The 16,935-nt window shown below is 60.6% G+C and carries 13 protein-coding genes; all 13 read right to left on the bottom strand.

The features are described from left to right. Positions 1-41: 41 nt before the first annotated feature. Positions 42-779: a cephalosporin hydroxylase family protein gene (locus tag PMI36_RS13055; RefSeq protein WP_008072582.1), complete on the bottom strand. Its 738-nt coding sequence runs from the start codon at positions 777-779 to the stop codon at positions 42-44. A gap of 17 nt (positions 780-796) precedes the next feature. After that, entirely contained in the window at positions 797-1,867 is a 1,071-nt protein-coding gene (locus PMI36_RS13060) for a class I SAM-dependent methyltransferase (protein WP_008072581.1), read from the bottom strand. Continuing rightward, on the bottom strand, positions 1,857-2,714 hold the full coding sequence (locus tag PMI36_RS13065; RefSeq protein WP_008072580.1) for an NAD-dependent epimerase/dehydratase family protein: 858 nt from the start codon (positions 2,712-2,714) through the stop codon (positions 1,857-1,859). Before PMI36_RS13065 ends, PMI36_RS13060 begins: the two co-directional genes overlap by 11 nt. Next, on the bottom strand, positions 2,711-3,937 hold the full coding sequence (locus PMI36_RS13070) for a class I SAM-dependent methyltransferase (protein WP_008072579.1): 1,227 nt from the start codon (positions 3,935-3,937) through the stop codon (positions 2,711-2,713). Before PMI36_RS13070 ends, PMI36_RS13065 begins: the two co-directional genes overlap by 4 nt. Then, positions 3,934-4,494, bottom strand: a complete 561-nt coding sequence (locus tag PMI36_RS13075; protein WP_008072578.1) for a dTDP-4-dehydrorhamnose 3,5-epimerase family protein — start codon at positions 4,492-4,494, stop codon at positions 3,934-3,936. Before PMI36_RS13075 ends, PMI36_RS13070 begins: the two co-directional genes overlap by 4 nt. Beyond that, positions 4,491-5,573, bottom strand: a complete 1,083-nt coding sequence (rfbG, locus tag PMI36_RS13080; RefSeq protein ID WP_008072577.1) for a CDP-glucose 4,6-dehydratase — start codon at positions 5,571-5,573, stop codon at positions 4,491-4,493. Before rfbG ends, PMI36_RS13075 begins: the two co-directional genes overlap by 4 nt. Further along, positions 5,555-6,328, bottom strand: a complete 774-nt coding sequence (gene rfbF, locus PMI36_RS13085) for a glucose-1-phosphate cytidylyltransferase (protein WP_008072576.1) — start codon at positions 6,326-6,328, stop codon at positions 5,555-5,557. Before rfbF ends, rfbG begins: the two co-directional genes overlap by 19 nt. A 254-nt stretch (positions 6,329-6,582) precedes the next feature. Further along, a complete protein-coding gene (locus PMI36_RS13090; RefSeq protein WP_008072575.1) occupies positions 6,583-10,155 on the bottom strand; it encodes a glycosyltransferase in 3,573 nt (1,190 codons plus the stop codon). Positions 10,156-10,249: 94 nt separating this feature from the next. Further along, a complete protein-coding gene (locus PMI36_RS13095; protein ID WP_008072574.1) occupies positions 10,250-11,815 on the bottom strand; it encodes a flagellar hook-associated protein 3 in 1,566 nt (521 codons plus the stop codon). A gap of 13 nt (positions 11,816-11,828) precedes the next feature. Beyond that, entirely contained in the window at positions 11,829-13,895 is a 2,067-nt protein-coding gene (gene flgK, locus PMI36_RS13100; protein ID WP_008072573.1) for a flagellar hook-associated protein FlgK, read from the bottom strand. Positions 13,896-13,918: 23 nt separating this feature from the next. Next, entirely contained in the window at positions 13,919-15,217 is a 1,299-nt protein-coding gene (gene flgJ / locus PMI36_RS13105) for a flagellar assembly peptidoglycan hydrolase FlgJ (RefSeq protein WP_008072571.1), read from the bottom strand. Positions 15,218-15,228: 11 nt separating this feature from the next. Next, positions 15,229-16,338, bottom strand: coding sequence for a flagellar basal body P-ring protein FlgI (locus PMI36_RS13110; protein WP_008072568.1), 1,110 nt, complete (start codon positions 16,336-16,338; stop codon positions 15,229-15,231). Positions 16,339-16,356: 18 nt separating this feature from the next. Continuing rightward, the coding region (flgH, locus tag PMI36_RS13115; protein WP_050549263.1) for a flagellar basal body L-ring protein FlgH at positions 16,357-16,935 on the bottom strand (579 nt) is incomplete at its 5' end.

Genomic DNA, 16,935 nt, shown 5'->3' with positions numbered 1-16,935 from the left:
CCACAACCGGCCAATCGCCAAGAACCTGAAACCACTTTTGATTAACGAACGCGACGCAGATAGCCGTCCGGCGCTACGGTGATCAGCAGCTTGTTTTGCAGTTGCTGGTCAATTTCGAAGTCCTTGTTTTCTTCCAGGTACTTCCATACCGCAGTCTTCGGATTGTCGCCCGGGCCCCATGGACGATCCGGAAAGAAGTCGGCCGGCATGTCTTCGACCACGGTGTCCATGACCACGCAGTAGCTGTCCACCGAAACCAATGGCGCATACAGACGCAGCTCTTCGAGCACGTGATGGTGGGTGTGGTTGGAATCCAGCACCAGAATGACTTTTTTGCCTTCGGCGGCAGCGCGCACTTTGGCGGCGATGGTCGGGTCGATGCTCGAACCTTCGATCATCGAAATACGCTTGCTCATCGGGTGGCTTTCGATGGCTTCACGGTTGTGCGCACGGATGTCGAGGTCGATGCCCAGCACTTCGCCGTGGCCTTGCAGCTCCAGCAACGATGCGTAGTAAATGATCGAGCCGCCGTGGGCAATGCCGCACTCGATGACCAGATCCGGTTTGACCTGCCAGATGATCTCTTGCATCGCCATCATGTCTTGCGGCAGCTGGATGATCGGACGGCCCATCCACGAGAAGTGGTAGCTGTATTTGTGCTTGGCCGATTCGTTGAAGAAATCCCGGGCCAGGCCGGTGAGTTTCTGGTCATCGCCTTGGCGGGCGATTTCTGCCTGGCATTCAGCTTCGAAGGCTTTGTTGATGCTGTTGTCGGTCATTTCAAAATTCTCATTGGTCACTGGAACGAAGCGCTGTCGACGGCGTGATAGACGTAGCGTCCACCGGTCATCCGCTTGATTTCTTCGAGGTAGTTGGAGTTCATCACAAACAGGTTGGCGCCTTCGGGCAAGGCATCCATGGCCTCTTGGGGCGAGGACACCCGCGCGCCGCTCAGGGGCAGATATCGGCCCTGTTTGGCCGGGTTTATATCCACCACGCGATCCACCGCCACGCCCGCTCGTTGCAGGAACAACGAATAAATCACGCCTTTGGACGAGGCGCCCCAGATCGCCGAACCCTGCTCGGGCGCGGCCTGGATGATCTGCACGGCGCGGTCGAGGCTGGCGGTGAAACCTTCCGGCAGCGTCAGGCGCGGCACCGGTTGTTCCGGGGTCCGGCGCAACGTGGACAGGTCGGCGACGATGTACAGATACTGGCCACCGAACAGGTGACCGGCCTCATGCACCGTGCCGAACATCCGGCGCAGGTCATCGAGGCGGAAATAATTGACGTGTTCGTAGAACAGGTCGAACCAGGCACGGTGTTCGAGAATCCAGTCGAAACACGGCACTTCGATGTAGATCTGCCCGCCCTGATTGGCCTCGGCCATCTCGGCGAGAAAACTCACCGGGTTCTGGATATGCTCCAGTACATGCCGCAGCACGATGGCGTCCGCCGACAGCCCCAGGCCGCGAGTGAACGGTGCTTTAATCACATCGCAGTTGTCGCCTTCGTAGGCCGGATCAATGCCGGTGATGGCGTAACCCAGACCTTTGAGAAGCTCAAGAAAGTAGCCTTTGCCGCAGCCGACTTCGATCAGTTCCTGACCCTTGAAGTGGCGGGCAATGATCCCTTCGACATCGCTCAGGTGTTTCTGGAACTGGCCGGAATGCGCCTGCTCGTTCTGATAGTCGGCGTCGTAGCTGAGCTTGTCGGCATCGAAAGCCTGATTGAAGATCAGCCCGCTCGCCTCGTCCTGCACCAACAGCATGTCGGCGCTGGCCGAAGCCCTGGCCGACTCCGGGTCGGCAAAGGTACGGTTCTGCAACACCGGCAGGTCGGCGACCCGATACAACTCATGCCTCATGCTCTGCTCCCAGTAGCTGTTGCAAGCGGTCCGCCACGCCCCAGAACGCCATCGGTTCATGGGTCGGGTAAGGGTAATGGCCCAGGTTCAAAGTGATCGATGCGCCGCGTTCACGCAGCCGTTGTTCGACCAGCGCCCTGACCGATATCGGTTGGCCGCTGCAGCAATTGATCACGCCATCAAATTCGCGCTGTTGCAGGATCGCGGCGAGGTAACCGGCCGCCGTTTCAATCGACAGGTAATCGCGCAGCTGTTCGCCGGCCGACATGTTGAAGCTGGCGTCCCCGGCCTCGATTGCCCGGTCCAGCGCAGCCAATAAACTGTTAGGGTTCTGCCCTTCCCCGTGCAGGTAAAACAACCGCGCCCATTGCAGGGTGAACGGTTGAATCCGCTGCAGATTTTCGAGGAACAGCCGTAGCGTGTTCTTCGCCACCCCGTAAGGGTTACTCGGCCGCGCCTCGGTCTGCTCGCTGAGCGGTCCGCTTTGCAGGCCATATTCAAAACAGGTGCCCGTCACCAATACTTGGGACACGCCCGCCTCGACCGCACCCTTGATGAACCGGTAATCGGCCATCAAGTTATGCTCGAAATGGAACAGCGCCTGATAGTTCGGCAACCCCGGCCACGCCAGATGCGCCAGGGCGTCGATGCCATCGGTCAGCGCTGCGATGTTCAGATCGTCGGCGTGAATATCTGCCGCGATGAACTCCACGGCATTGATCCACGGCAAACTCGCAGCGGCTTCGGCGTTACGCGCCACGGCCCGGACTTCACAGCCACGCGCGAGCAAGGCTTCGACCAAATGGCGGCCGACGAACCCGGTGGCACCGGTCACGAGCACTTTCACAGCACGGTCAACTCAGGCACGGCGATCACGAAGCGGCCATCCCACTGCCGTACTTGCGCCAGTTGCTGACTGACTTCGTGCAACAGATTCCATGGCAGAACCAGGATGTAATCGGGTTTCTCCAGATCGATCTGCGCCGGCGAAACGATCGGAATGCGACTGCCCGGCAAATACTTGCCCTGCTTGTGCGGATTGGCGTCGACCACCCAGGCCAGCAGGTCCGGTTTGACCCCGGCGTAGTTGAGCAAGGTGTTGCCCTTGGCCGCCGCGCCATAACCGACCACGCGCTTGCCGTCGGCCTTGGCCTGCAACAGGAAGCGCAGCAGGTCATGCTTGATGCGTTCGGCCGCTGGCGCCAGGGTCGCGTAGTACTCGGGCGTCTTCACCCCCGCGTCCAGTTCAGCCTGCAACTGATGTTGCACAGTTGGTTGGACGGCGCGGCGTTCACCGTCCTTGCGCTGCACGAACACCCGCAGCGATCCGCCATGAGTCGTCAGCTGGCTGACATCGAACACCTCCAGCCCATTGCGCTCGCACAGAGTCTGCACGGCAGTCAGGGACAGATAGGAATAGTGCTCGTGATACAGCGTGTCGAACTGCTGCCCCGCCATCAGCGTCAGCAGTTGCGGAAACTCGAACGTCGCCACGCCTGTCGGCTTGAGCAAGGTGGCGAAACCACCGAGGAAATCATTGATGTCCGGCACATGGGCGAGCACGTTGTTGGCAGCCATCAGGTCAGCGGCCCAGCCTTCATTTTTCAGCTGAGCAGCGGTGTCGCGACCGAAAAACAGTTCACGAATCTGCAGGCCTTTTTCCCGCGCCGCCTGCGCGGTGCTGCGGGTTGGCTCAACGCCCAGACAAGGGATGCCGCGCCCCGCCACGTACTGCAACAGGTAACCATCATTGGCGGCGATTTCCACCACGCGGCTGTCGGCGGTCAGGCCGAAGCGTTCGACCATCTCGGCCACATACTTCTCGGCATGGGCCAGCCAGGTGCTGGAGAACGAACTGAAATAGGCGTACTCGGCGTCGAACAGACTGTCGGCGCGGGTGTAATCCTCGGTCTGCACCAGCCAGCACTGCTGACACACCGCGACCTTCAGCGGCACCCATTGCTCGGCTTGTTCCAGGCGATCCGCATGCACGTAGGCATTGGACGGCGGCGAGGTCCCGAGATCGATCAGCGGCAGGCTCAGCGGTGCAGCGCAACCACGGCAATTCATAGACGCACTCCAGCGAAGTGTTCATCGAGCAAGGGATGGCTGGAATCCCTGGCCGACAGATTATTGACAGGCAACGGCCAGGCGATGGCCAGCCGTGGATCGTTCACGCTCAAACCGCCCTCGTGCGCAGGCGTGTAATCGGCGCTGTGCAGGTAGAGCAATTCGGCGTCATCGGTGAGGGTCTGGAAACCGTGGGCGAACCCGGCCGGGATCAGCAGGCTGCGGCCGTCACCGGCCCGCAGGTGTTCGGCGTGCCAGTGCAGGAATGTCTCGGAGTCGGGCCGCAAGTCCACCGCCACGTCCCAGACCTCACCACGCAGGCAGGTGATCAACTTGGCTTCCGGCGCATTGGAATTTTGATAATGCAGACCGCGCACACTGCCCCGTAAACGTGTGCAGGAATGGTTGATCTGGCGAATATGAAACGGCTGGCCGAAGGCGCTCAGGCTGCCTTCGCAAAACAGCCGAGCGAAGTGCCCGCGATCATCTTCGAAGCGTTTGTGCTGGACACTGAACAGACCGGCCAGCGGCAAGGCTTTCAACAGGAATTCGCTCACAGCGCGCCTCGGTACATGTTCAACTGGTTCAGGGTGACTTCACGCATGTCATCGCCGTTCTGCCATGCCAGGTGCCAATCGAGGGTCTGGGTCAGGCACTGCTGTAACGACCAGCGCGGTTGCCAGGCCAACAGTTGACGGGCGCGGCTGCTGTCCAGACGCAACAGACCGGCCTCATGCAAATCACTCGGTTCGATGCGCAAGCCGCGCGCTTGCGGCCAGCGGCTGGCGAGCAACTCGACCACTTCACCGACGCTGCACATGTCCGCTTCGCTCGGGCCAAAGTTCCACGCACCGGCAAACTCCTGGCCTTGCTCGTAGAGGCCGGCGGCCAATTGCAGATAACCGGCCAATGGTTCAAGCGCGTGCTGCCATGGGCGTACTGCCTGCGGGTAGCGTAATGTCACCGGCTCATCCGCCGACCAGGCTTTGAGCACATCGGGAATCAGGCGCTCAGGCGCAAAGTCGCCACCGCCCAGCACGTTGCCGGCACGCGCGGTGGCCAACGCCAAGCCATGCTCGGCGTACTTGTCGGCCGGGAAAAACGATGCGGCGTAAGACTGCGCCAACAATTCGCAGCAAGCCTTGCTGCTGCTGTAAGGGTCATGACCGCCGAGGGCTTCGTCCTCGCGATATGGCCACAGCCATTCCTTGTTCGCATAAACCTTGTCGGTGGTCACCAGCACGCAGGCGCGCACGCCGCCGACCTGGCGGATCGCTTCAAGCAGATTGAGCGTGCCCATGACGTTGCTGGAATAGGTGCCAAGCGGATCGCGATAGCCTTCGCGCACCAGCGGTTGAGCCGCCAAGTGCAGAACGATTTGCGGCTGGGTTTCGGCGATCAATTCCAGTAAGGCACCGAGATCACGCAGGTCACCGCGCTGATCATTGATGCCCTCGTGCACGCGGGCCAGTTCGAACAGGCTCGGCTCGGTGGATGGATCAAGCGAAAACCCGCTGACCTCGGCACCGAGGCTTTGCAGCCACAACGTCAACCAGCTGCCTTTGAAACCGGTGTGGCCGGTCAGCAGAACACGTTTGCCGCGCCAGAATTGCGAGCTCAGTCCCATTGCTTCCATGGGGCCTCCCCACTCTGCCACAGCGCTTCGAGGTGGTTCTTGTCGCGCAAGGTGTCCATCGGATGCCAGAAACCTTCGTGCTCGAAGGCCTTCAACTGTTCATCCTGGGCCAGACGCGCCAAGGGCTCGGCTTCCCAAGTGGTTTCGTCACCGCCGATGTATGACAGCACTTTCGGCGAAAGCACAAAGAAACCGCCATTGATCCAGCCACCGTCGCCACGGGGTTTCTCGGTAAAACCAAGCACCTGATCGCCGTGACGCTCCAGGGCACCGTAACGGCCCGGCGGTTGTACGGCGGTGACGGTCGCCAGACGACCGTGGGCGCTGTGGTAGTCCACCAGTTGACGGATATTGATATCAGAGACGCCGTCGCCGTAGGTGAAGCAGAACGCCTCTTCGTCCTTGAGGTAACGGCCGGCGCGCAACAAGCGGCCACCGGTCATGGTTTCCTCGCCGGTGTCGATGAGCGTGACGCTCCACGGTTCGCTGTAGTTCTGGTGTACGTCCATGCGGTTGTTGCGCATGTCGAAGGTGACGTCGGAGGTGTGCAGGAAGTAATTGGCGAAGAAGTCCTTGATCGCATAGCCCTTGTAGCCAAGGCAGATCACGAAATCATGAATCCCGTGGGCAGAGTACTGTTTCATGATGTGCCAAAGAATTGGCTTGCCGCCGATCTCGATCATCGGCTTGGGCTTGAGGTGCGACTCTTCGCTGATGCGCGTACCGAGACCACCCGCCAGAATTACTGCCTTCATCGCTGTCCTCTTGCTCTTCGCGCGGCGCGGCAGCCCCCCCGCAAGGGTCGGCGAGCCGTCATGCACATCATTTACCCGCAGCCATTGGGCCGGTCATCCCCTCGGGGGTGAAGGTTTTATGGCGATATACGGGCGACTTGCAGGAAGTGAGCCAATTGCGCAGGACAAAAAAGATCGCAGCCTTCGCCAGTCAACACATTGCTGTGAAGCTGTCGAAGGCTGCGATTATTGATTCTTAGAAGGTAATAACAGAATCAGTCCGGCAACCAGCCCCATAACCAGTGGTTGAGGTTGTCTGCGCGCAGCATGAAATCCCGATGCACCGCTTCACGCAATTCATCGCCCATGCGGTAGCTGGCATCCGGGTCGGCCAGGTGCATGCGGATCGCCTGCAGCCACTCATCCGTGCTGTTGCTATAGACCTTGGTACACGGCAAGTGGCCGCGGTAGGCCTCGGTGTCGGTGCAGATCACCGGGTACCCGCAGGCGCCGTACTCCAGCAGGCGCAGGTTGCTTTTGCAGTCGTTGAAGATATGGAACTCCAGCGGTGCCAACGCCAGGTCAAGGTTCAGGCTGGCCAGTTTGAATGGGTAGCTCTGCAAACCGATGGTGGAGTGAAACTCGTGAACATACGGACGCAAGGCGTCAGGGCACATGCCGAAGAACACCCACTCGACTTCGTCCGCCAGTTCGCGCACAACCTCGGCAATGATCTCCAGGTCACCGGTGTGGCTGGTGCCGCCCCCCCAGCCGACTCGCGGCTTGCTGGAGGTGCGACGGTGACTGGCCAGTGTCGCCCAAGGGTCCGGCGATAGCATGTTCGGCACCACGCGGATCTCGCTGTGCATACTCGACAAGGCATCGGCCAGCGGCTGAGTGGTGACCACTACGCGATCGCACAGGCCAATGCCTTCGCGCAACAACTGCTCGGTATTGACCGGTTTGTTGCGGGCGTGGGTGTTTTTCTTCGGCGCACTGACGATGTAGTCGTCGAGTTCGAAAATTCGTAGCGCACTGGAATACTTTTTCATCCGCAGAATGTCACCCGCGGCGCCTTCGCTGTAACGACCTTGCAGAATGATCGTGTCTGGTGACAGACGCTCGATCTCCACGGTCGACGGCGACTCATAGGCCACCCGCGCGATCACCCGACCGGCTGCTTCGAGTTCGGCCAGCGGCGCGGTTACCCGGTAATGGCCAACGGCGGTGCTGTTAACCGGCAGACCGAGAATCAACGGCAAGGCACGGGTACAAAACGGGTTCCAGTTATTGCGCAGTGACGGCTCCAGACTGAAGCTGGAAATCCCAAGGCTCAGCGCCGGGCTGTAGGCCGGATCCTTGGCGATCTTCGGCAGCCATTTGCGATAAAAGTCCTCCTGTTCACGCTCGCGCAGCGCCAGTGTCGAAGGCTGTGCCGGCGACACATCTTGCGGCACCCACACCACGCTGGCGTAAGGCGTCCAGACCACCAGGTAGCCATCCTTGGTCGCCCGCAAACACAAGTCGACGTCGCTGAGGCCTTGGGTGAAGGTCACCTCATCGAACTGCTCGAGTTCATCGAACACTTGCTTGCGCACCATCAGGCAGTGACTGCTCACCGCACTCCAGTTCTGGGTCACGTGCAAACGCTGCATGTAGCCGCGAGAACCGGCCGCTTCGCCATAAAATGGCGAACCGACGGGTCCGGCAAGCCCAAGAATCAACCCGGCACTGACGATCGAGCCCTCGGGGCTGAGGATGCGGGCACCGACCACACCCACTTCGGGGCGCTGGGCGTGATTGAGCAATTCATCCAGCCAGTCGCTGTCGCAGATTACTGTTTGCGCACTGAGCAGTAGCAAGTACTCGCCATGCGCCAGGCTCGCGGCAAAGTTACGGATCGCCGCGTCGTTGGCGTCACCGGCGTAACGCAATACTCGCAGCATTGCGGCACCCAACTGCGACATCGCCTCCAGCCAGTCGAGCATCGCCGGGTCGTCCGTGCCGCTGTCGACGATCAGGATTTCGTATTGGCTATAAGCCGTACGCTCGATCAGGCCTTCGATGCACCGCTGCAACGCGTACAGCGAATCGCCGGTCTGGATGATGATCGACACCAGCGGTCGCACCCCATGAAGGTAGTCGATGCGGTTGATCAGCGGCAACGCTTCCTGCCGGATCGCGTGCGCCACGCCAATACGATCCAGGTGCGCACTGACCATGCCGGCGTTGCTCTCGATCACTTCGGGCAATGACAGCCAGGCGGCGAAAGACTGAGTCGACTCTACCTGGATTTCGGCGATGTGCTCGATGGTTTGCGGCCCGGCCTCTTCCACCAGACGCCATAACAAATCATGCGGCGCCAGCTCACCGTGAGCCGGATCGAAACCGCCCAGCGCCATGAAGCGCTGCCGCTCGAAGGCCAGGGTTCGGCCGACATAGGGATAGGCGCGCATCAGGTCGAGGTTGAAATCGGGTTTGAACACCGGATCGATCGACTCGTCATCGACCAACGCACCTTCGTCACTGTAGGCACAGAGAATGCCCGCCGAACCCGCAATACGTTCGGCCAGGATCAGCAGAGCCGACTCACGCAAGGTGTCGCCAGCGTGCAGCAGATAAAACCAGTGAGCACCTTCCAGTTGCGGTACCACGGCGTTGAGCTGTTGCGCCCAATCCGCCTGGAACGGCAACTGCACCACGCGATCGTCGGGCGCACACAAGGCATCGGACAACACCAGTACTGCCTGAGGCGCGTACAGTTGCCGGCTGATGCTCTGCAACGTCGTCTTGAGCCCCGCACCGTCAGCGGTGCTGTCGATCACGATCGGCACGATCTGCGGACGGTATGTCCAGCTGTCGAGGCGCTGCGGCATGAGCCGTTGCTCGACATCGCAGAACCTGCGGATCGCCAGCCATTCGCGATAGAAATCGGCGTAGCTTTCGCTCTCCCCGCCCACCCGGCCATTCACCACCGTGTTGCGGTTGCCCAGAATGCGCACCACACACAACTCTTCCCAGGCGTGGGGCTGGTCGGTGATTTTGGTCAGTTCGATATAGCGCACCCAACCCGATGCCGGTGCCGATTCACCGCTGCGCGCCGCGAGCATCTGCGAAAGCCAGCTCCACTCCACGGCTGCGGCCTTGACCATTTCCGGGGTTTTGCTCAGGCGCTCCGGGTACAGACGTTCAGTGCTCAACACAGTGCTCAGCGACACCAGATTGCCGCGACGCATCAAGCACACGAACAAGGCGAAATCGAGCATGGCGACGAAACCGGCACCTTCCTGAATCAGCGCCGGCAACAGCTCCAGTACATCGGCGCGACGCATCAGGGTCGAACTGAAGTTACCGAGGAAATTCTTCGGCGTGCCCTCGAAGATCGCCAGCATGTCATCGCCCTTGAGCAAGGCGTCGTTCGGCGAGAACCGGCAGTTGTCGACCCGTGGCGGCAAGATGAAATTGCCGGCGTCGCTGAGCATCCGCAGAGCAAACACCACATTCACGTCCGCGTGGTCAATCAACACCTGCGCCTGCAAGGCAATGCTCGGTGAAAACAGACGGTCGTCGTCGCACAGCACTTTAATGAACTCGCCCCGGGCTTGCTCGACGCAACGCAATACGTTCTTCTGCAAACCCAGACGCTGCGGATTGCGCAAGTAACGAATCGGGTGAGCCGGCTCGACGAAGGTCTCGACAATGTCGCGGATTTCGTCGCAGGACGAATCGTCGCAGATGACGATCTCGACGTGCTCGTAGGTCTGGGCGAGCGCACTTTCCAATGCCTGACTGAAGAAGCGCGGGTTGAAGGCTGGGATGACGATGCTGACGAGGGGGCGTTGATTCACGGCGGAAACTCTCGAGCGGCGGGCCTCTACCCTTTCAGGCAGAGGCCCCGGAACCGCTTAAAAAAAGACGGTTGACTGCTCGGCAGGCGCAGGCTCAGACCTTGTTGAACAGGCCCAACTGAGCAATCTTGCTGAAGGCCAGTTGCGAGGCTTGCAACATGGTTTGTTGCAAGGTCAGACGGGTCATCACTTCAGCCGGATCGGAATCGCGGATCGATGATTGGGTCTGGGCATTGGCCAGTTTCAAGCTCTGGTTGGTATCGCTCTGGGTATCCAGGGCAGCACCGCGACCACCGACCGAGCTTAAGGCACTGGACAGCTGATCGGTGCCGCTGGCCAGGTTGGCAATACCGGAAGCCAATGACGCTTGCAGCTTCTGAGTAGCGATCGGATCACCGTTGGTTGGCGTATTCAGCGCGGTTTTCAACTGGTTCACGGTGTCCAGGATGTTCTGGGTTTCGTGAGTGTTGACCGCGATGCTGAACTGATCGTTGGCAGCCGGCGTACCACTCAACGTGAAACTCACACCCGATGCAGTGGCGACGCTGCCGGCCATGGTTCCGCTAGACACAGGCTTGCTGCTGGCCGTCAAAGGCGCCGCATACAGGTCGAAGGCGGTGGCGCTGGTGAACTTGAGGATCGCCGAACCTGTAGGGAAACTGGCGTGGTAATCCGCCGGGTTGGTGATGCTGCTGGTGGTGACCTGCGCCGCCGAAGGGTTGCCCGGGCTGCCGGTTGCGCTGAAGGTGTCCGGCTTGGCCGCCAGGGTAAACGTGTGGCCAGGCAGCACGGTCGCCGCCGTGTCGCCGGCGCTCAGGTTGATGTTCAGGGTCAGCTCGACGCCACGGAAAGTGACGGCCTGGCCGGTCTTGCTGGCAGGATCGAACGCGCCGCCCTGACTGGCTTCGGCAGTCACGTCATTGCCGCCCGAGTCAGTGATTTTCAGCTGGGTGCCGCTGACGAAGTCCACGGTATACGGCTCGCCGCTGCGGAATTTGGCGTTGTAGGTGACGTTCGACGACACTTGGCCGTTGGACAGGGTCACGCGGCCGTCATCCACGACCGGCGCGGTCCGGGTGACCTCACTACGGCTGGTGTTGATCGCCTGCTGGAATGCATCCCAACCGGTGCTGTTGGTGGCCATCGACATGGTGTCGCCGATCGCCAGGTCAAGCGTTACCTGGTCACCGTTGTAGCTGTAGGTGCCATCGTTGTTACGTGTGAACGGCACGGTATCGCCCTTGGAACCGGCGAAGATGTATTTACCGTTCTCGTCTTTGCTGTTCATCAGGCTGAGCAGCTGCTCTTCGATCTGCCCCAGCTCCGATGCATTGGCCTGGCGGTCGGCATCGGTATAACCGGCGTTGCCTGCGCCCACGGCCAATTCCTTGGCGCGTTGCAGCACGTTATTGATGCTGGTCATCACTGCTTCAGTGGTGCCCAGGGTCGCCTTGATGGTGGTGGTATTGGCTTCGTACTGATCAAGCATCGAAGCCTGCTGACCCAGTTGCAGCAAACGCGAAGCGCCGACCGGATCATCCGCCGCGGTATTCACACGAACCAGGCTGCTGGCCTCTTCGCTGCTCTTGACCACGTTGGCGAAGTTCTTCTGATAGTTGGCGGCAGAGGACTCGTAAAACTGGGCGGTAGAAATGCGCATGGGCTACGACTCCTTAAAGACTGTTGATCAGTGTGCTGAAGATTTCCTGCGCAGCCTTGATGATCTGCGAAGACGCGGTGTAGTACTGCTGATACTTGACCAGGTTGCCGGTTTCCTCATCGAGGTCGACCCCGGACAACGAGTCGCGAGCGCCCTTGGCGTTGGCCAGGATCGCTTCGGTGGCAGCGCTGTCGAGCTTGCCTTGGGCGGCTTTGGCGCCTACGCCCTCAACCAGTTTGCCGTAGGCGTCGGTCAGGGAAATGCCTTTGCTGGCGGATCCGGTGTCCACGGTCTGCGCGGTCTGCAAGCCGGCCAGTGCGGTGCCGTTACGGTTGTCCAGGCTGCCCGGTTGACTGAGCGAGACGTTGATCCCGGCGCCGTTACTCGGGGAGCCGGCGATGGTCATGCTGAAGGCCGCGGTGTACTGAGTAGCGGGCGCAGGCGGGATCGGCGCACCTGTGGAATCCTTGAGCGGAATGCTCAGGCTCAGGGTGTTGCTCTCACCTGGCTTGATGGTGCCGCTGCTGATCACCCCACCCTTGGCATCCAGAAACTGGTAGGCCTGGCTGGTGCCGTCGGCGGACACCGCACCAAATACAACCTTGGCCGGCGTGGAATTTTTCAGGCCGTTCTGCATCGCGGTTTTGGTGGCCGCGTCGTAGATATCGAATTGGGTGGTCAGGGTCGGTTGGCCGCTGGCCGGAATGGTCAGGGTGCCATTGCCGCTGCCGCTCGCCGCGATGGACGCACCCAACGGTGCCGCGATGGCCAGACGTTTGGAGTCGGTCATTTCGGTCTTGATGTTGGTCGCAGCATTGCGGGTCGGAGTGATCTTGAAGGTGTCGCCGGCGGCTGCGGTGCCACCGGTGAGCTTCATCGAGAAACCATCGATCACTGGTGGCGGCGTGGTCAGCGTGCTGAATGCGCCCATGGCGGTGCCTTCAGGCAGGCGCTGCACGGTGTAGTTCGTGGCGCTGGTGAAAATGACCTTGTAATCGTTGATGGTCAGCTTGCCGCTGTCCTCGATGCTCACGTCAAAGTTGCCCGAGCCGGCGCTATTGCCGACCGTGGCGACGCTGCGCTGAGCCATTTGCGCGGCACTGTTGATGCTGTTGAACAGGTTCGAACCGAAGTCACCGTTCTTGTCGATGCCCTGGGCCTGGATGGTATTCATCTGATCGGCGACGACCAGCGCCACACGCCCCAGCTCGTTCATGGCCGGGTCCAGCACGGTGCTGCGATAGCGCAGCAAGCCGCCCATTTCACCACCGGTCATCACCGAAGTGATGTCGATGGTGCTCGAACCACGATTGAGCTGAATGGCCGAGCGCGAAGGGTCGTCTTTGCTCGGCACCACTTCCAGCTTGCTGGCGGTGCTGCCCATGACCAGCGGCTGACCGCTGCCCAGGTAAATGTCGAGGTTACCGTCACGCTCCATCACCTGCGCACCGGTGAAAGTGGACAGTTGGCGTACGGTCTCGTTGCGCGCATCGAGCAAGTCGTTGGGCTGGCCGCCGGCTTTGGAAACTTCGGAAATCTTCTGGTTCAGCTGGGCCACGGTGGCGGCCAGTTTATTGACCTGATCGGCCATGTCCGCCAGGTTGCCGTTGACGTTGGCGTTCTGCTGCGTCAACTGGCTGGAGATCGAGTTGAACCGGTTGCTCAGGGCCTGCGCATCGCTGAGCAGCAGTTGGCGGGAAGCATCGTCGCCCGGCTTGGCGTTGACGTTCTGTACCGAGGCGAAGAACTTGGTCAGGGCGCCATTGAGGCCGGTGCCGCTGTCCGAGAGCAACTTATCGAGCGGGCTGATCTGCCCAGCGTAGGCAGCCGAGTCGCTGTTAAGCGAAGTGGTGGTCTGCAGTTGCGCATCGAGGTAGCTGTTGTACACCCGACGCACATCGGCCAGGGTCGTACCGGTGCCGATGTAGACATTGCCGAACTGATTCGAAGCCTTGGTGCCCTGCACGGTTTGCTGGCGTGAGTACCCGGCGGTGTCGGCGTTGGCAATGTTATTGCCGGTAGTCATCAGCGCGGATTGGCCAGCGGCCAGACCCGACATCCCGATATTGAGCAAACTCATGGTTCAGACCTTATGCCTTGTGCCTATAAAGGCGTAGTGGAAGCGCCCGCCGCAGCGTAGTTTTGGTAACTCGTCATCTGCTTGGCTATCTGCGAGATCTTGCTTGCGTAATCCGGGTCGGTTGCATACCCGGCTTTTTGCAACTCGCGTACAAACTGTTCTGGGTTATCGGCTGACTTCAGCACATCTTGATAGCGATTATTGCTTTGCAGCAGCGTTACAAGGTCATGGAAGCTGTCTTTGTAAGAGCCGTAGGAACGGAACTCGGCCGTCTCCTTGACCATCTCGCCATTTCTGAATTCGCTGGTGATCGCCCGCGCCGAATCGCCCTTCCAGTTACTGCTGGCCTTGATGCCGAACAGGTTGTGGCTGCTGCTGCCATCCTGGGCGCGCATGACCGATTTGCCCCAACCGGTTTCCAGGGCAGCCTGAGCCACCAGATAACGTGGATCGACACCGATACGGTCGGCAGCTTCTTTGGCCATCGGCAGCATGGTGTTGACGAATTCGTCGGCGGAACTGAAGGCTTTCTTCGCTGGTGCCAGCGGTATTTGAGCCATGGCACGCCCATAAATCTGCATACGCCCGCTGGCCGCTGTATCCGTTTGCCCAGCCAGCCAATCGCCGTTGTACAGAGGGCCGGAACCGGTCTTGGTGCTCTGCGGCATCTGGATAGTGTTCTGCGCCGTTGTGGCGGTTGTTGCAGCGGTCGATGCCGACGGCACCAGCCCGGCGAGCAAACGATCAGCCAGTTTCGGCGGCAGCGCCAGACGCCGCTGATTGATCAGCGCCATGTCATTGCGATGAGCGCCCTCGCCCGCGTTTGTCGGCGTCTTCACCGAGCGCGAAGCCCACAACGGGCGCTCACCATTGAGACGCGACAGCGGCCCGTTGGTGGCGACCGTACCGGCGGCAATCGGTGTTTCCACGGCGGCTTTCGCGGCAGCTTGCTTGGCGGCAGACGCTGCCGCAGCCTCACCCGGCGCCATCGGTTTGTTCTTCGACATCTGGCGCATCAGCACGTCCGCCAGGCCAATACCGCCGCCTTCGCGGGACAGGGAAACGGCCAACTGCTGGTCGTACATTTCCTGGTATTGCTTGGCTGCCGGCGTGTTGAGCGGGTTGTCCTGGCCCAGCGCTTCGGTGGCCGAACGCATGGACTTGAGCATTTCACCAAGAAACAGCGATTCGAATTCCTGCGCCACTTTGCGCATGTTCGCATCGCTGTTCTTGTCGCCGACCTTGAGCTGGTTCAGGCGATTGAGGTCCGAGTAGGAACCCGAATCGCTGCTACTGACCAGGCCGCTTTTGCGCATATCCATGGTCGCCGCCCTCAGATCACAATCAGATCGGCTTGCAACGCGCCGGCCTGTTTCAGCGCTTCGAGAATCGCCATCAAGTCACCCGGTGCCGCGCCGACCTGATTCACCGCACGGACGATTTCGTCGAGGGTGGTGCCCGGGCCGAATTTGAACATTGGTTTGGCTTCTTGCTGAGCGTTGACCCGCGAGCGCGGCACCACTGCCGTCTGCCCATTGGACAAAGGGCCGGGCTGGCTGACGATCGGGTCTTCGGTGATGGTTACGGTCAGGCTGCCATGGGTCACGGCGGCCGGGGAAACCTTGACGTTCTGGCCGATCACGATGGTGCCGGTGCGCGAGTTGATGATGACTTTCGCCACCGCCTGGCCCGGATCGACTTCGAGGTTTTCGAGAATCGACAAATAGTCGACCCGCTGGCTCGGATCGAGTGGCGCAGTCACGCGAATCGAACCACCGTCGATGGCCTGAGCGACGCCAGGGCCAAGCATGTTGTTGATCTTGTCGACGATGCGCTTGGCGGTAGTGAAGTCCGAACGGTTGAGGTTCAGGGTCAGGCTGTTGCCCTGATTGAAACCGCTTGGCACGGCACGCTCGACCGACGCACCGCCAGGGATGCGACCGGCCGACGGAACGTTGACGGTGATCTTCGAACCGTCACGCCCTTCGGCATCGAAACCGCCAACTACGAGGTTGCCCTGAGCGACGGCATAGACGTTGCCGTCGATACCTTTGAGCGGCGTCAGCAACAACGTGCCGCCACGCAGGCTCTTGGAGTTACCGATGGACGCAACGGTGATATCTATCTGTTGGCCCGGCTTGGCGAACGCCGGCAGATCAGCACTGATCGACACCGCCGCGACGTTCTTCAATTGCACGTTGCCCGAACCTGCCGGCACCTTGATGCCGAACTGCGAAAGCATGTTGTTGAAGGTCTGCAGGGTGAACGGGGTCTGGGTCGTCTGATCGCCGGTGCCGTTAAGCCCGACCACCAGGCCGTAGCCGATCAATTGGTTGGAACGCACACCGGAAATACTGGCGATGTCCTTCAGCCGCTCGGCTTGAGCGTCGAAGGCTGCGGACATCAGGAGCGCAGCCACCATCAGGTGTTTGAAGTTCAACATGCTCACCAGAGAAGCCACCTAGAAAGGGAACAGCGGGCTGAGGAAGAAACGGTCGAACCAGCCTGGCTGACTCGCATCGGCAAACGCACCGGTGCCCGAATAGGTGATGCGTGCATCGGCGACGCGGGTCGACGACACGGTGTTGTCGGTGGCGATGTCATCGGCACGAACGAGGCCGGCAATCCGCACCAGTTCATCACCGGTGTTGAGGGTCAGCCACTTCTCGCCGCGCACGGCGATGATGCCGTTAGGCAACACGTCGGCGACGGTCACGGTGATCGAACCGGTCAGGCTGTTGCTCTGGCCGGACTTGCTGTCGCCCTTGGTGGCGCGGTCACCTTCATAACCGACGTCCAGGCTCAGGCTACCGCTGCCCACTGGATCACTGGTGCTCAGGCCGCCCCCGAAAAACGAGCTCAGGCCGATGTCGGTCTTGCTGTTCTTGTCGATCTGCGAGTTGGCGTTCTTGCTCGCCTGGGTGCGCTCGTTCAGGGTGATGGTGATGATGTCACCGACCCGGAACGCCTTGCGGTCGCTGTACAGGTTCTGTTCGAAACCGGCCTGGTAGATCGAGCCATTATTGGCGGCAGCCGGCAG

The organism is Pseudomonas sp. GM79, assembly GCF_000282495.1.
Taxonomy (GTDB): Bacteria; Pseudomonadota; Gammaproteobacteria; order Pseudomonadales; family Pseudomonadaceae; genus Aquipseudomonas.
The sequence above is the reverse complement of the archived record's forward strand: the minus strand, read 5'-3'. Positions and strand labels throughout refer to the sequence as shown.

Excerpts from the sequence above, each read along its gene's own strand:
- PMI36_RS13055 (WP_008072582.1), bottom strand. The coding sequence starts at position 779 with ATGACCGACAACAGCATCAACAAAGCCTTCGAAGCTGAATGCCAGGCA.
- PMI36_RS13060 (WP_008072581.1), bottom strand. The coding sequence starts at position 1,867 with ATGAGGCATGAGTTGTATCGGGTCGCCGACCTGCCGGTGTTGCAGAAC.
- PMI36_RS13070 (WP_008072579.1), bottom strand. The coding sequence starts at position 3,937 with ATGAATTGCCGTGGTTGCGCTGCACCGCTGAGCCTGCCGCTGATCGAT.
- rfbG (WP_008072577.1), bottom strand. The coding sequence starts at position 5,573 with ATGGAAGCAATGGGACTGAGCTCGCAATTCTGGCGCGGCAAACGTGTT.
- rfbF (WP_008072576.1), bottom strand. The coding sequence starts at position 6,328 with ATGAAGGCAGTAATTCTGGCGGGTGGTCTCGGTACGCGCATCAGCGAA.
- PMI36_RS13095 (WP_008072574.1), bottom strand. The coding sequence starts at position 11,815 with ATGCGCATTTCTACCGCCCAGTTTTACGAGTCCTCTGCCGCCAACTAT.
- flgK (WP_008072573.1), bottom strand. The coding sequence starts at position 13,895 with ATGAGTTTGCTCAATATCGGGATGTCGGGTCTGGCCGCTGGCCAATCC.
- flgJ (WP_008072571.1), bottom strand. The coding sequence starts at position 15,217 with ATGGATATGCGCAAAAGCGGCCTGGTCAGTAGCAGCGATTCGGGTTCC.
- PMI36_RS13110 (WP_008072568.1), bottom strand. The coding sequence starts at position 16,338 with ATGTTGAACTTCAAACACCTGATGGTGGCTGCGCTCCTGATGTCCGCA.